We start from the raw sequence: 13,598 nt of genomic DNA, 5'->3' as shown, positions 1-13,598 counted from the left end.
TCCCGCACCGTAGAAGGAAGTTAGACCCACGTCCAACACCACTTATGGATGAATTGATACCTCCTGAGCATCAAAGCCTGTCTTGGTTCGACGTCCGCGAACACACCAGTATCAACATCGTGCCGGGTGGGAAGCCGCCGTCGCCCACATCAGGGTCTCCACCAAGGAACAGGCCGAACGCGGCGGGTTCGAGGAGGGCTTCTCCATCCCCGCCCAGCGCGACGCGAGCCGCCGCCGAGGCCGGCGTGACGCTGGCGTCGGTCACCGAGAACCTCGACGTGCGCTCCGAGTTCGCCTGCGTCTACGACACATCCTGAGCCCCACCAACCGGCTCCACGCCGAGTTCTGGCAGCGCACCCGGCCAACGCCTCCCCGACATCAACCTGGACCACCACGAAGAAACCCTGCCCACCGATCACGGGGGCAGGGTTGGAACCTCGACCAAATGGTGGGCCCTGTGGGACTCGAACCCACAACCCGCGGATTAACTTGCCACTTCGGCTTTCGCCGCCACCCTGGCGGGTGTTCGTGGTCTGGACTGTCCCTTCACCATGGCTGACGCTGTAGGTGCCACCCGTCCAGTCTCTACACCTTCCGAGGTTGCCCTCGGCTTGGCTCGGGATTGCCATCTGGTACTCCAGGAAGGGTTCCCCGACTTTGAGTGGTGTCATCCACGGGGTTTCCCCCGTGGCGCTCCTATTGTGTTGAAGTCCGCTGCTCTGCCAATTGAGCTAAAGGCCCGTGTGTGTACTGCGAACGCCGGTGCGCTCCTCCTCGTTCTCCTGTGCCCTATCGGTATCACCCTGCATGAACCGAGCACCAACACTACAACCAATGGATCCAGCAACAGTGCACGGCAGGCCGCAGCACTGCGCGAGCGCAGCCAACGGCCACGAACAAGGCTACCTGAGCGCCATCGGGGCCCGGCACCTTGACCGTCGCCCCGGCAGCACCACGAACGATCAACACCAGGAGCGGAGAACGTCCTTCGTCGCCGAACGGACCCGTTGCGTACCCAGCTCCGCCACCGTCGCATGTAGATGCTCGCCGGCCAGCGCGGCCAGCACGACGTGGGCGTGCGCCTCCGCGTCTCGCTTCGGACGAATCCCGGCCAGGAGGATCGCGACGTGCCGGTGCCAGAACCGGTAGGCGCCGATCCGGTAGCGGGCCCCAGCGGAGGCCGTCTCGGACATCCGGAGCAGGTCGAGATGGTCCAGCGCGTAGTCGAGGTAGGCGTCGACGAACGCCATTAGCCGGTCGACCGGCGTCGGTGGCGCTTGAGCCGGCCCCGGCCCCAGCGGCTCGGGCCCGAACAGTATCCGTTCCTGCAAGTCACGTTCTCGCTCGTCGAGCAGGGCGACCGCGAGCCCAGACTTGTCCGTGAACCGGCGGAACAGCGTGCCCTTACCCACCCCGGCCGCCGCCGCGATCGCGTCCATCGACACCGCGTCGACACCTTCGGCCGCGAACAGCCGGGCGGCGGCATCCAGCACCGCCGCCCGATTACGGGCGGCGTCGGCCCGCTCCTTGGGTGGCGTCGTGCGCAACCCAAGCAGCTCTGTCATCGGACTGGCATAACCGGACCGCGGTCCGGTAATCTCATCGGACATAACCGGACTGTAGTCCAGATCAACCACGCGGCACCACCAGATCCGCCCTGACGAAAGGACCACACATGTCCACCTTGCTGCACATCTCCGCCTCCCCACGCGGCGCCGCTTCGGAGTCCCGCACGTTAGCCGACACCTTCGTTGGCGCGTATCGCGACGCTAACCCGGACCGGACGATCACCCACTGGGACCTGTGGGACGGCTCGCTGCCAACATTCGGCCCGGAAGCTGCGGGCGCGAAGATGGCCATTTTCGGCGGAGAGACGTTCACCGCAGCCCAGACAGCGGTGTGGCAGGCCATCGACGCGACGTTCAACCGGTTCAACGGCGCCGATCGATACCTGTTCAGCGTCCCGATGTGGAACGCCGGCGTGCCCTACATCCTCAAACAGTTCATCGACGTCGTCAGCCAGCCTGGTCTGGTATTCGGGTTCGATCCCAACGAGGGCTACCGCGGGCTGCTGCACGGCAAGAAGGCCGCGGTGGTCTACACCAGCTCCGTCTATGGCGAAGGGCGCGGTCCGGCCTTTGGCACCGATTTCCAGAAGCCGTACTTCGAGGACTGGTTGACGTGGGCCGGCATCACCGACATCACCTCCGTGGAGTTCCGGCCCAATCTGGCCACCGCGGACCCAGACGAGGGGCGCCGCAACGCCCACGCCCAGGCCCGGGAGATCGCCAAGACCTTCTGACCCCGCACCCCACCCATGATCATTGGCTTTTGACTACCGGATCCGGTAGTCAAAAGCCAATGATCATGGGGAGAGGGGGGAGAGGAGGGGGGTGGTCACGTCGCCGTCGCGGAAGTGGAGGCGTAGCCCGCCCACGAGCCGCTCCACATGGCGTCGCGCACCGAGGCCGTCCGGGTCGACGACGACGAGGTGACCGATGTACGCGTCGTTGTCCCGCGGCCGCCGCACCGGTCCCGGCGCATCGAGCTCCCACCGGTACACGAACGGATCCGCGCCGATCTGCTCCACGCCGGTGATCCGATCGACGACGCCATCCCGCGGCGACATGACGAAATAGACGGCCGCGCTCAACGGCCGCCCCACCCCTGGCACCGGGCGCCCAAGTGCGACGACGCCGCCGCCATCGAGGTCCGGCATCCGGCCTAGCGCCAGCTCCACGAGCATCTCCAACGGATGTGTGCCGGTAACCAGATGCACGAGGTCGAAGATGTAACCACCGGCCTGCCGCGGGTTGATCTCCACCACCCGCGGACCGTCGGGCGTGAGCATCACCTCGACATGGCTCAGGCCGTGGGTGAACCCGATCGCGGCCAGCGCCTCCGCGGCGAAACCGGCGGCTTCTCGCGCGACCGCAGGATCGAGAGCGGCGGGGAACATATGCCCGGACTCCACACAGGCCGGGGGCGCGGTGAGGCTCTTGTCCGTGATGCCGACCACGGTGGTGCGACCGTCGACGGTGACCGCCTCGACGCTCACCTCAACACCGGTCATCCGCTGCTCCATCAGCAGCAGACGGCTCCGCGGCTGGCCACGCGTGTTGCGCCGGGCTTCGGTGACACTCCAGAAGGCGTCCTTGAGCGCAGCGTCGTTGTCGATCCGCTCCACCGACGTCCCCGCGTTGAGATCCACCGGTTTGGTGATCAACGGGGTACCGATCCGCGCCGCCGCGGCCTGGGCCGTCGGCCAGTCAGCGGCAACGGCATACGCCGGGTTCGGCAGCCCGGCGTCGTCGAGCGCGGCTCGCACCAGGTGTTTCTGGGTAGCCCGCCGCATCACGTCCGGGTCTGCCCCGGGCAGGCCGAGCGCCCGCGCCACGGTGGCGACCGTACCCAGGTAGTAGTCACAGGTGGTTAATACCCCGTCGATGCGCTGCCGACGGGCCAGCTCGGTCGCGGCGGCAGCCACGACGGCATCGTCGTTCGTGTCGACGACGACGATCTCTCGGGCTCCGGCGACCACAGGATGCGGGCGCCCGTCATGGTCTGGTGGATACAGCGCGGGATCTCGAGTGAAGAGGATGTACTCGTGCCCCAAAGCCTCGACGACGGGCGGCAGCCCGCGGCCGGTTGAGTGCAGCCAGCTCTCCACCATCAGCAGTGTCGACATCTCAGCCGTCCGATCCGCGTCGAGCACCCGGCAGTGCGGGGCGGCCGGGCGACCGCTCGATGGCCCGCCCGACGATGGCCGAATTGATGACCTCGCCGGAGGGGTGGACGGCGCGGACGACGTCGAACCCACTAAGCGCGTGTGGGCTCACCTCCGGGTAGAGGAGGGTCCGTAGGCCGCGGGCGCTACGCACCAGCAAGAGCGCACCCGGAGCCATCGCCGTGGCGATGTGGTCCAGTAGAGCCGCTTTCTCCTCGACGGTGGACCCAACGAGAGCGGCCATGACCACGAGGTCGTAACCCTCGAGGTCGACGTCGCCGGCTTCCCCCAGATGGAAGGTCAGGTGGTCGAGCCGGAGCCGGGCACTGACCTGCCTCGCTACGGCCACGGCGCGGGAGTCGTGGTCGATGTTGTGGACCTCGGCCCTGAATCCCTGCGCCAGGAGGACCGAGCTGAGGGGCAACGGGCCGGATCCGAGAAAGGCCACCCTGCGGATCGGCCGCTCGGCGACCGCGGCCACGGTATCCATTTCCATCCGGCCCAACGCCCGATAGTTGTCGATGTACGGGAAACGGGCAAGGGCGGCGTCCGGTTGGGTGCTACCCGCGATCTGCCGTGCCCAGAGCAGCTCCAGCTCGTACTCCCCGCGGCCACACAGCTCGCGCAACCGCGGCGCGATGCCACGGACGATGGGGTCGGCGAGGACCTGGCTGGCTGCCCCTTCGGGAGCGGCGATCACGAGCCTGACGAGGTCACTGAACAGGGCGTTCACCTGCGGGCCGGGCCGCAGGTCTGGCATGGCGTCGAGCTGCCGGTACAGCTCGCAGAGCGAGGTGGTCACGTCGCCGGCCACGTTCGGGCTGACGACGGTGTCGAGCACGGTCACGCGATCGCCCCGCCCCTCAGGTACGGGCAAACCGGAAAATCCGGCACGTTCTTGGTTATGAGATTCATGTTCATCGGCGATATGTTGTCACAAGATCGCCAGCCCGTCGCCCGAAACGCGGAATCGGCCTCCACGCGATCATCACAATGTCGCCGAAGTTCTCCGAACGGGTTGCACATGAGCGGAACTTAGGTAACCCTTGGCTCGGATTAGTTAGGACTGCCTAGCCTAACCATCTAGCTCATGCACAAGACCAATCGAAGGGACCGCCCCGGTGACGCAGCTCGAGGGCATCACGCTGACCGGAGACCAACCACCATCCGAAACCTTCGGCGCCGACCGTACCCCGGTACCTACCGGAGCCACCACGGATTCGCCGGAACATCCGGTGCCGTTGCCTCGTCGCCGCGAGTCGGCCGCCCGTTCCTATCCTCGCCGGCTCCCCGTCAGCCTGGCCTGGGGCCGAGGCGCCGTGGTAGCCGACACCTCGGGCCGTGAATACATCGACTGCCTCGCCGGCGCCGGCGCCCTCGCCCTAGGGCACCACCATCCGGTGGTCGACGAGGCCATTCGGGCCGCCCTCGACTCCGGCGCGCCCCTGTCCACTCTCGACCTGTCGACACCGTTCCGGCAGCGGTTCATCGACGAACTATTCGCCGTCCTGCCCGGATCACTCGCCGACGGCCGGATCCTCTTCTGCGGTCCCAGCGGTGCCGACGCGGTCGAGGCCGCGGTCAAGCTGGCCCGCACCACAACGGGGCGCAGCGGCGTCATCGCCTTCGGGGGCGCCTACCACGGCATGACCCAAGGCACCCTCGCACTCACCGGTCGTCGTTCGGCGAAAGAACCCCTGGGAGCTCTCCAGCCCGAGGTCCACCACCTGCCTTTCCCCATGGAGTACCGCTCACCACTCGGCCCACACGACGCCGCCGACTCGGCCGGACGCCTCGTCACCTGGGCCCTCACCGACGACCACAGCGGAATCGCCGCACCCGCCGCGTTGGTCGTCGAACCGGTTCAAGGTGAAGGCGGCGTACACCCGATGCCGGCCCCGTTCGCCCACACCGTCCGCCGGACCACCCGAGCCGCCGGCACCGTCGTCATCGCCGATGAAGTCCAGACCGGGCTCGGCCGTACCGGCGTTCTCTGGGCTAGTGAGCCACTCGGTCTCGACCCGGACGTCCTGGTGCTGTCCAAGGCGGTCGGTGGCGGGTTGCCCCTGGCGGTCATGGTCTACCGCGGTGAGCTGGACAGCTGGCAGCCGGGCGCTCATGCCGGGACCTTCCGCGGCTCCACCCTCTCCCTCGCCGCCGGCGCCGCGACCATCCGCGAAGTCGTCCGCGGCGGGCTCACCCAACGGGCGGCGGAGCTCGGCCGCCGCCTCTGCGCCGGGCTGGCCGAGGTAGCCGGCGACGATCCCCGCGTCGGAGACATCCGCGGCCCCGGCCTCATGGTGGGTGTCGAACTCGTCGACGACGGCAACCACGACGCCGACGGCTGGCCGGTTCCCGACGGACGGCTCGCCCACGCGGTACAACGCGAGATGCTGCGCCGCGGAGTGATCGTGGAGGTGGGGGGCACCGCCGACGCCGTCGTCCGGTTCCTGCCGCCGCTGATCATCTCCGAGGAGCAGATCGATCGAGTAGTCGACGCGTTCGGGGCAGCCCTCCATACGGTCACGCCAGCCACAACACCGCGGTCGGCGGCGTTGCCGTGACGGTCCACTTCCTCCACGGCCGTCCCGGCGCCGAGGCGTTGCGTTCGGCCGTCGACGTCGTCCTCGACGCGCTGACCACGGACCCGCCATCGACGCCGTTCCCGGCCATGACACCCGATCAGTTCCGCCCCGACATCGAAGCCATCGACCCGCTCCCGGCCGACGGCGTCCCATTCGAGACGGTGATAGGCGAGGTCCGCGAGGCTCTCCTGACCCGCGGAGCCGACGTGACCCATCCGTGGTGCGCGGCTCACCTGCACGCACCTACGCTGCTCGCCGCCGTTGCCGCGGAACTCGCCATCGCCGCCACCAACCAGTCGATGGACTCCTTCGACCAAGCACCGGCGGCCACCTATGCCGAGGACCACCTCGTCCAACACCTCGCCAGGGTGCTTGGCTTACCTCCCGGAGCCAGCGGTGTCCTCACCGCCGGCGGCACGTCGTCGAACCTGCTCGGCCTCACTCTGGCCCGCGATCATGCCGCCGGTGGGGCCAACGTGACTGGTCTGCCCGCCGAGGCGGGTCGCTGGCGGGTTTTCGCCTCCGCTGCCGCCCACGTCAGCATCCGCCAAGCCTGCGCGGTGCTCGGGCTTGGGCGAACCGCGGTTGTCCCGGTCGCCACCGACGACGCCGGCCGGATGCGGGTCGACGCACTCGACGATGCCCTGGCCGGAGCCGACCACCGCGGCGAGATTCCGGTTGCCATCGTCGGTACGGCCGGGACCACCGACGCAGGTGCTATCGACCCCCTGGAGCACCTCGCGGAGCGGGCCGCCCGCTACGGCGCCTGGTTCCACGTCGACGCCGCTGTGGGCGCCGCTCTTGCACTCAGCGACCGGCTACGACCGCTGCTGGCCGGGCTTGAGCGCGCCGACTCCGTCACCGCCGACCTGCACAAACTGTGGTGGCAACCGATCGGCGCCAGTGCGCTGCTAGTCCGCCAGGCCGCGTCCTGGCGCGACCTCCGTGAGCCGGCGGCCTATCTCAACCGGGTCGACGACACCGAGGTGCTCAACCTGGCCGACCGTTCACTCGACACCTCGCGCCGGTTCGACGCGTTCAAGATCCTCGTTTCGCTGCGGGCCACCGGCCGCCGCCAGCTGGCCCGCTACGTGGAGCACATCGTCGACCTCACCGCCGCGGTCGGGGAGCTCGTGGCGCAGCGGCCCGACCTAGAGCTCATGGCAGCGCCACAGACGGTCACCGTGCTCTTCCGATGCCGGCCGGTCGAAACACCCGAGACCAGTCTCGACGCGCTCAACGTCGCCGTCCAGCGCGAGTTGCTCACCAGCGGCCGCGCCGTCGTCGGGCGGACCCAGCTCGACGGGCGCGCCGTCCTCAAGCTCACCTTGATCAATCCGCTGGCCACCGGGAACGACATCGCCGCCTTACTCGACACCGTCGTCACCACCGCGGCATCACTAACCAGACACAGGACGCCACAGCCATGACAAGTACGACGTTCCACTACCTGGACCGGACCGCGCCGCCGGGCACGGGTAGACCTACCGATCGCGACCCCGAACGCGCGGCTGCCGAAGCCACCATTCGTGCGCTGTTGAGCTGCTGGGTGCGCGAGACGTCTGCCTGGACTCTCGAGCCGGCCACGGGCGCCGCGGCGCAAGACGACTGGCCCGGCGCGATGGCCGTGCTGGCCATCCCCCTCACCCGGTGGGACGGTCGGCTGGTGGCCGGCGTCGCCCGGGTGTCGCATACCTACCGGCACGAGTTGATGCTCCCGGCGCGGATCGGCGTCGGTGCGGCACAAGCGCGGCCGATCGACCTGGCCACCCTGGCGGCGGTTCTTCTCGACGAGCTCGGCTCGGCGGCACCGTCCCGCGGTGGCACCGGCACAACCAGTTCTCCGCTGCGGGCGCCCGACCTGCTCGGCCGGGTCCTCGACAGCGCGGCCGCCGTCGCCAGTCATCTTGACAGTCGAGCCGGGGACATCGACCGGCTCTGGGCACCCCGCCCGCTGCGGTTCGGCGAGTCGGAACAGGCCCTTCTCCTCGGACACCTCACCCATCCGACGCCGAAGAGCCGCGGCGAGATGACCGAGTACCAGCGCCGGGTGTACTCACCCGAACTCGGCGGCCGGTTCCCGCTGCGCTGGCTGGCGGTCCGCCCAGAACTCGTCCGCCACGCCAGCGCACTCGATCAACCCGCTCCTGAGCTGGCCGAACGCCTGCTGCGCGACGATCCGCGGACCGATCTGGCCACTCTCGACGCGATGCTCGACGCGGTCGGCCCCCGCACCCTGCTCCCAGCCCATCCGTTCGAGGCGGACCGGCTGGCCACCGACCCCGCGACCAGTGCTCTGTTCGACAACGGCGATGTAGTCGACCTTGGTGCCCTGGGGTCGCCCTACCTGCCGACCACCTCGGTTCGCACCGTGTACCGCCCCGATGCGGCCTGGCAGTTGAAGTTCTCGCTGCACGTTCGGGTGACCAACTCGATGCGGGTGACGCTGCCCAAAGAGCTGGATCGCGCCGTCGAGTCGGCCCGGCTGGCCCGAACCGAGGTAGGCCGCACAACCGCGACCGTGGCGCCCCATTTCACCCTGCTGCAAGATCCCGCCTACCTCACCGTCGCCGACGGAAATCACATCAACAACGGATTCTCCGTGCTGCTTCGGGAGAATCGCTGGCCGGCGGGCGGCCACGGTGACGTCAGCGCACTCACCACACTCTGCCAGGACCATCCCTACGGTGGGCGCAGCCGACTGGCCGGTATCGTCCACGCGATCGCCCGCCGGGAGCTGCGCCGCGCCGACGACGTCGCCCGTGAGTGGTTCCAACGCTTCTGCGACGTTGTGGTGCGCTCCCTGATCCGCTTGTACCTCGACGTGGGGTTGTGCTTCGAGGCGCACCAGCAGAACACCCTGGTCGAGCTGGCCGGCGGCTGGCCGGTGCACGGCGTCTACCGCGACAGCCAGGGGTACTTCCACCGGGAGCGTGCCCACGCCGACCTCACCACGGTGATCCCGGGGCTGGGCGAAGCGTCGGAGTCGATCTTCCCGGAGGAGTTGGCCGACGAGCGGCTGGTGTACTACCTGTTCGTCAACCTCACGCTCGGGGTGGTGAACGCGTTGGGCGGCGCCGGTGGTGACGAGCCGACGCTGCTCGCCGATCTGCGTCGGGTCCTGGAGGAGGAGCGCTCGCGTGGCGGGCGGTACCCGGCATCGCTGCTGGACCGGCTGCTCGACGACGAACGCTGGCCGGGTAAAGCCAACCTCCTCACCCGCGCGTATGACATGGACGAGCTAGTGGGCGACATCGCCGACCAATCGGTGTACGGGACGGTGCCCAACCCGCTGCGAGCACACCCATGAGCAGCGCCCCAGCCGAATGGTCGGCGACACTACCGGGCTCCGCCGTGCGGCTGGACATCGAACCCGTCGACCCCGATCGGCACGCCCAGCTGGTGCACGGGTGGATGCATCGCCCACACGTGATCCCGTGGTGGCAGTTGGACCGGCCGCTCGACGAAATCCACCACTACCTCGCCGGACTCACCCACCTGCGGGCCTGGATCGTGTCCGCCGACGGCGTCCCGTTCGGGTACGTCGAGACATATCGGGCCGTGGACGACCCACTGGCCGGGTATTACCTGGCACGCACCAGCGACGTTGGCTGGCACCTGCTGGTCGGACCGGAACGGTTCCTCGGCTCGGGCCTCCCCCGGCTGCTTGGCTACACGTTCGTGGCGGATCTGCTCGGCCTGGCCGGACCGTCGGGAGTCCACCACGGCGACCGAGTGGTGTGTGAGCCGGACGTCCGCAACACCCGGATGCACACCTTCTGCCGTCGGCTCGGTTTCCACCCCATCGGCACCATCGATCTACCCGAGAAACGCGCCTTGCTGATGGCGTGCACCACTGAAGAGTTCCGCTCCGCCCGCCGCACCGGCACGGGCTCGTCCTATACCGAGGTGAGTTCCTGATGGAGTCCGTCGACGTCGTCGGGGTCGGTATCGGGCCGTTCAACCTCGGGCTCGCCGCCCTGCTAGAACCGGTCGGCGACGTCCGGGCAGTGTTCCTGGAGGCCCGGCCCAGCTTCGCCTGGCACCCCGGGCTGATGCTGCCGGGCGCAACCCTGCAGGTGCCGTTCCTGGCCGATCTCGTCACCCTGGCCGACCCGACCAGCCGCTTCTCTTTCCTGAACTACCTGCATCAACGGAACCGGCTCTACCGGTTCTACTTCTACGAACACTTCCACGTCCCGCGTCAGGAGTACGACGCCTACGCCCGATGGGTCGCCGAATCCTTGCCGTCGTGCCGGTTCGGACACCACGTGACGAACGTCGAGCCGGCTGGCGACGGCACGTGTATCGTACGGACCGCGTCGGGTTTGGGGAACGAACCAGCCGTGGAGTACCGGGCCCGATCGGTGGTGTTCGGGGTCGGCAGCCGACCGGCCGTTCCGGCGGTGGCCCAGCCACACCTCGGCGACGAGATGTTCCACGCCGCCGACTATCTGTCGCTGCGCGAGAAGGTCGCCGGTGCCGCAGCGGTGACCGTCGTTGGTTCCGGTCAAAGCGCTGGCGAGGTGATCGTAGACCTGCTGGAAACCGGCCTCCGCACCGGCCAGCAGGTCGACTGGTTCACTCGGGGGCCCGGGTTCCTACCCATGGAGTACTCCAAGCTGGGTCTGGAGCACTTCACCCCGGACTACATCGACCACTTCCGCGGCCTCCCAGCTGACGTACGCGATGGGGTCCGAGCCGGGCAAGACCTGCTCTACAAAGGGCTATCAGCGGAGACCAGCGAGCGGATCTACGACCTGCTCTACACCACGACGATCGACAGCGACGACGATCCACCCGTGACGTACGCGGCCCGCAGCGAACTGGTGGCCGTCGAACCCGCACCGGTCGCTGGGCGCCGCTGGCGGTTGACCTGGCGGCACCGCGATGAGCACACCGTCTTCACCCGCGACACCGACATCGTTGTACTAGCTACCGGGTACGAACCCACGCCGCTGCCGGTACCGGACGGCGTCGTATCCACCGACGAGCGTGGTCGTCCCGCCGTCGGCGCCGATTACCGGCTACAACTCGGCGACGGGCGGCCGTCGACGCTGTTCGCGCAGAACGCGGAGTTGCACACCCACGGCGTCGGGGCACCCGACCTCGGGCTCGGCGCCCACCGCAACACCGTCATCGTCAACGCGCTGGCCGGCCGTGAGGTTTACCCGGTCCGCCGCCGCACCACCTTTCAGCGGTTTGGCACCGCCGGGCTGGACGCCGGGCCAGTTGCCCCGCCGGGCGGCACCACGGCCCGCCCGTAGTCCCCTTCCGCACCGATCAGACAGGACGCCCATGGACACGCGCGCGATCGACACCATAGCTACCTCGGCTATCGCCACCGCGGATACCTCTGCCATCGACCCGCCCCGGCTCTCGGCGTGGACCCGTGCCAACCAAAACCTCCTGGCCAAGGCGCTGACGGAGTTCATGTACGAAGAAATCATCAGCCCGCGGATCAACCTCCACGACGGTGGGGCCGCCGGCGAGTTAGCGGTCACAGTGCCGGGTGGCACCGTCATCGCCCGCGCGATCCGCCGCACCCTCGGCTGGTGGCGGGTGGACCCGGCATCGCTGCGCTGGGTCCCCGATGGCGACCACCAGGCACCGGACCTCCCCGACGCGGCGCAGGTGATCGCGCACATCCTGACCAGCTGTGGTGTCGCCCCGGCCACCACGGCCGGGCTGGTCGCCGAGGTCATGTCGAGTCTGCGGTCCGACGCCTGGCAGCTGGCGACGGCCCGCCCGGTCGGTGACCTGCCAGACCTGGCAGCGGTGCTCGTCGAACGCGAACTGGGCGGGCATCCGTGGATCGTCGCCAACCGGGGCCGGGTCGGGTTCAGCGCCGACGACGTCCTGGCCTACTCCCCCGAGTCCGGCGCCGACGTCCGCCTGCTGTGGCTCGCCGCCGACCCGTCGTTGGCCACCGCCCGCTGTGTCACGGGCCTTGACCACCAGGCGATCATCCGCGACCAGGTCGGCGCCGCCGAATTCTCCCGGATGCGGGCGCTCGCTCAGCTGGCCGGGCTGGATCCGCACACGTGTGTCTACCTTCCCGTGCACCCGTGGCAGTGGGCACATCGGATCCGGCCGCTGCACGCCGGCGACCTCGCGCGCGGCAGGCTAGTACTGCTCGGCGAGAGCCCCGCACGGTATCGACCGCAACTGGCCGTCCGCACCCTGACCGACGTCGACCATCCTGAACGGCGCTACCTCAAACTACCGGTGTCCATCCTGAACACCTCGGTCTACCGAGGATTACCGCGGGAGCGGACCCTGGCCGCCCCCGCGCTGACGGAATGGCTGTGCGGGATCGCCCGCACCGACCCGTTCCTTCAGGAAACCGGGGTGATCCTGCTCGGCGAGGTCGCCTCGGTCAGCGTCGCCCACCCGGTCTATGAGTCGATCCCCGGGGTTCCGTATCAGCACACGGAGATGCTCGGCGCCATCTGGCGCGATTCGGTGGAGCCGTTCCTGGAGGACGGCGAGCAGGCGGTATCGCTGGCCGCACTGCTCCACGTGGGCGCCGACGGTACGCCGTTCACCTCAGCCTTGGTGGAACGCAGTGGGTTGGACACCGCGGAATGGTTCCGGCGGCTACACCACGCCGTATTGCCGCCGTTGCTGCACGTCTTGTACAAGTACGGCACCATGTTCTCCCCGCACGGGCAGAACTGCATGATCGTGCACCACGACGGGGTGCCGACCCGGCTGGTGGTCAAAGACTTCGTCGATGACGTCGCGATCTGTTCCGAACCACTCCCCGAACACAACAACCTGGCGGCACCGGCGCGCGCCGCGCTGGCTGACGTCACCCTCGATGCGAAGACTTTGGTCAAGTACCTGCAGAACGGGCTGCTGATCTGCGTGTACCGGTACCTTGCGGAGATCGCCGGAGACCGGCTGGGTCTACCGGAACCCGACTTCTGGGCGATGGCCCGCCAGGAACTGGTGGACTACCAACGCCGCTTCGACAGCGAGTTGTCGGACCGGTTCGTGCTGCTGGATCTGGAGACACCCACCTTCCCCAAACTGTGCCTGAACCGGTTGCGGCTGTTCGACCGCGGGTACGCCGACGACGCCGAACGGCCGGTGATCTCGGCTACCGGTGTCGTCGCCAACCCCCTCGCCCCCCGTTTTGCCGAGTTGTCCGGCCGGACAAGTCTGTGACCTGCGGTGTTGCCCCCGCTCACCCTGACAACTCCGAAGGCGTCGTGACGTGTCAGGGGTGAGCGAGAGCGTCCACCGTGGTCACGCACGTGTCCGGCCTGACAACCGCGGAA

The 13,598-nt window shown here is 68.6% G+C and carries 11 protein-coding genes; 7 read left to right on the top strand and 4 right to left on the bottom strand.

From position 1 onward, the window contains the following. Nucleotides 1-70 precede the first annotated feature (70 nt). Together G8760_RS15400 and G8760_RS15395 are read right to left on the bottom strand one after the other, a co-directional pair. A complete protein-coding gene (locus tag G8760_RS15400) occupies nucleotides 71-265 on the bottom strand; it encodes a hypothetical protein (RefSeq protein WP_166352633.1) in 195 nt (64 codons plus the stop codon). A 697-nt stretch (nucleotides 266-962) separates the two neighbouring features. Further along, the gene (locus G8760_RS15395; protein ID WP_166352631.1) at nucleotides 963-1,610 is read right to left on the bottom strand and encodes a TetR/AcrR family transcriptional regulator; all 648 of its coding nucleotides are present in this window, start codon (nucleotides 1,608-1,610) and stop codon (nucleotides 963-965) included. 65 nt (nucleotides 1,611-1,675) lie between these two features. Here G8760_RS15395 and G8760_RS15390 point away from each other — a divergent pair, with 65 nt between their 5' ends. Beyond that, nucleotides 1,676-2,302 (top strand): FMN-dependent NADH-azoreductase, encoded by a 627-nt coding sequence (locus G8760_RS15390; RefSeq protein ID WP_166352629.1) that lies wholly within the window; start codon nucleotides 1,676-1,678, stop codon nucleotides 2,300-2,302. 63 nt (nucleotides 2,303-2,365) lie between these two features. On the opposite strand, the gene G8760_RS15385 is transcribed toward G8760_RS15390, so the two are convergent. Together G8760_RS15385 and G8760_RS15380 are read right to left on the bottom strand one after the other, a co-directional pair. Further along, a complete protein-coding gene (locus tag G8760_RS15385; RefSeq protein ID WP_166352627.1) occupies nucleotides 2,366-3,688 on the bottom strand; it encodes an ATP-grasp domain-containing protein in 1,323 nt (440 codons plus the stop codon). 1 nt (nucleotide 3,689) lies between these two features. Next, nucleotides 3,690-4,574, bottom strand: coding sequence for a nicotianamine synthase family protein (locus G8760_RS15380; RefSeq protein ID WP_166352625.1), 885 nt, complete (start codon nucleotides 4,572-4,574; stop codon nucleotides 3,690-3,692). Nucleotides 4,575-4,848: 274 nt separating this feature from the next. Here G8760_RS15380 and G8760_RS15375 point away from each other — a divergent pair, with 274 nt between their 5' ends. The 6 genes from G8760_RS15375 to G8760_RS15350 are packed head-to-tail and all read left to right on the top strand — an operon-like array spanning nucleotide 4,849 to nucleotide 13,485. Further along, complete coding sequence (locus G8760_RS15375; protein WP_166352623.1) at nucleotides 4,849-6,291, top strand: diaminobutyrate--2-oxoglutarate transaminase family protein; 1,443 nt, start codon at nucleotides 4,849-4,851, stop codon at nucleotides 6,289-6,291. Next, nucleotides 6,288-7,742 carry a pyridoxal phosphate-dependent decarboxylase family protein gene (locus G8760_RS15370; protein WP_166352621.1) on the top strand — a complete coding sequence of 485 codons (1,455 nt, stop codon included), beginning with the start codon at nucleotides 6,288-6,290 and terminating at the stop codon, nucleotides 7,740-7,742. Before G8760_RS15375 ends, G8760_RS15370 begins: the two co-directional genes overlap by 4 nt. Next, the gene (locus G8760_RS15365; protein ID WP_166352619.1) at nucleotides 7,739-9,622 is read left to right on the top strand and encodes an IucA/IucC family protein; all 1,884 of its coding nucleotides are present in this window, start codon (nucleotides 7,739-7,741) and stop codon (nucleotides 9,620-9,622) included. The genes G8760_RS15370 and G8760_RS15365 overlap by 4 nt, the downstream gene beginning before the upstream one ends. Further along, on the top strand, nucleotides 9,619-10,233 hold the full coding sequence (locus tag G8760_RS15360; protein ID WP_166352616.1) for a GNAT family N-acetyltransferase: 615 nt from the start codon (nucleotides 9,619-9,621) through the stop codon (nucleotides 10,231-10,233). The genes G8760_RS15365 and G8760_RS15360 overlap by 4 nt, the downstream gene beginning before the upstream one ends. Then, complete coding sequence (locus tag G8760_RS15355) at nucleotides 10,233-11,579, top strand: lysine N(6)-hydroxylase/L-ornithine N(5)-oxygenase family protein (RefSeq protein ID WP_166352614.1); 1,347 nt, start codon at nucleotides 10,233-10,235, stop codon at nucleotides 11,577-11,579. The genes G8760_RS15360 and G8760_RS15355 overlap by 1 nt, the downstream gene beginning before the upstream one ends. A 31-nt stretch (nucleotides 11,580-11,610) precedes the next feature. Continuing rightward, nucleotides 11,611-13,485: an IucA/IucC family protein gene (locus G8760_RS15350; RefSeq protein ID WP_166352612.1), complete on the top strand. Its 1,875-nt coding sequence runs from the start codon at nucleotides 11,611-11,613 to the stop codon at nucleotides 13,483-13,485. The last annotated feature ends 113 nt before the right edge of the window (nucleotides 13,486-13,598 follow it).

This window comes from Phytoactinopolyspora limicola (assembly GCF_011320225.1).
Lineage (GTDB): Bacteria > Actinomycetota > Actinomycetes > Jiangellales > Jiangellaceae > Phytoactinopolyspora > Phytoactinopolyspora limicola.
The sequence above is the reverse complement of the archived record's forward strand: the minus strand, read 5'-3'. Positions and strand labels throughout refer to the sequence as shown.

Excerpts from the sequence above, each read along its gene's own strand:
- G8760_RS15395 (WP_166352631.1), bottom strand. The coding sequence starts at position 1,610 with ATGTCCGATGAGATTACCGGACCGCGGTCCGGTTATGCCAGTCCGATG.
- G8760_RS15355 (WP_166352614.1), top strand. The coding sequence starts at position 10,233 with ATGGAGTCCGTCGACGTCGTCGGGGTCGGTATCGGGCCGTTCAACCTC.
- G8760_RS15365 (WP_166352619.1), top strand. The coding sequence starts at position 7,739 with ATGACAAGTACGACGTTCCACTACCTGGACCGGACCGCGCCGCCGGGC.
- G8760_RS15350 (WP_166352612.1), top strand. The coding sequence starts at position 11,611 with ATGGACACGCGCGCGATCGACACCATAGCTACCTCGGCTATCGCCACC.
- G8760_RS15385 (WP_166352627.1), bottom strand. The coding sequence starts at position 3,688 with ATGTCGACACTGCTGATGGTGGAGAGCTGGCTGCACTCAACCGGCCGC.
- G8760_RS15390 (WP_166352629.1), top strand. The coding sequence starts at position 1,676 with ATGTCCACCTTGCTGCACATCTCCGCCTCCCCACGCGGCGCCGCTTCG.
- G8760_RS15360 (WP_166352616.1), top strand. The coding sequence starts at position 9,619 with ATGAGCAGCGCCCCAGCCGAATGGTCGGCGACACTACCGGGCTCCGCC.